This is a genomic window from Streptomyces sp. P17 (assembly GCF_032436805.1).
GTDB lineage: Bacteria > Actinomycetota > Actinomycetes > Streptomycetales > Streptomycetaceae > Streptomyces.
This window is the reverse complement of record NZ_JAVRBF010000341.1, coordinates 1-446: the sequence shown is the minus strand read 5'-3', so window position 1 is coordinate 446 and position 446 is coordinate 1. Positions and strand designations below refer to the sequence as shown.

Sequence of the window (446 nt, the reverse complement as noted above, 5' to 3'; positions counted from 1 at the left end):
CTGCTGGAAATCAGAAATGGTTAGATTTCGTTTGGGATATTCGCAAGAAAGTAGACGCGAAAAATATTCGACATGTCGTTTCGAGCCGTGCAATCGGAAAAGGTGCAGAAGCACTTGCAAATAATCTGGAATGGGATAATGTCGCGGAATGGTATTTGTTCAAAGGAATGAGCAAAGCGGATAGGGAGAAATTGAAATGATATTAACAACCGTGGGTTTAGACAAACGTGCTATGGACCACGTAGAAGGTCACGCACGTGAAAGACAACTAAATTCGGTTATCTGGATGAAACTTTATTTTTCTCATACTCCTATAACTAACGATTGTCATAAGAGTGAGAAATGACCGTCCGCGTCACCGGCAACACATTTGACCATCGCGAACGCCTGAAACAATTGGGCGGGCGTTGGGACGCTGCGGCAAAGAATTGGGTGTTCGAATACCC

The 446-nt window shown here is 44.2% G+C and carries 1 protein-coding gene; it reads left to right on the top strand.

What is annotated here, in order from left to right; translation table 11 throughout:
• On the top strand, positions 1–200 hold a 200-nt coding region (locus RMT89_RS41180), incomplete at its 5' end, for a hypothetical protein (protein ID WP_315888872.1).
• Between the last annotated feature and the right edge of the window lie 246 nt (positions 201–446).